Consider the following 262-nt stretch of genomic DNA (forward strand, 5'->3'; position numbering starts at 1 on the left):
CGACGGCTGTGGCGGCGGTATGCCCTCGTCGTGCCGACCTTCATCTCACTGACAGCATTCCAGAGACTGGGGCTTCGGAAGTTTCCGATCGAAGACGAGGTTTTTGGATCGAGTGCGCCAAAAGCAACAGCCGTAAAGGTGTGAAGCGATCATGTCCCTATTTGCGCCGTCAGCAATCACGTCCGACCTACGGAAGACGAAACCTTTCGTGGCAAACCCCACACCGACCGCCGAATTCAGCAAGCGGGCAGAGCTGAAAATA

Annotated in this window: 1 pseudogene; it reads left to right on the forward strand. The window is 56.1% G+C overall.

The features are described 5' to 3' along the window. A pseudogene (locus tag EOD29_RS32655) lies at positions 1–144 on the forward strand (glycosyltransferase); the annotation flags it as partial. Between the last annotated feature and the right edge of the window lie 118 nt (positions 145–262).

It is taken from the genome of Mesorhizobium sp. M1A.T.Ca.IN.004.03.1.1 (genome assembly GCF_003997555.1).
Taxonomy (GTDB): Bacteria; Pseudomonadota; Alphaproteobacteria; order Rhizobiales; family Rhizobiaceae; genus Mesorhizobium.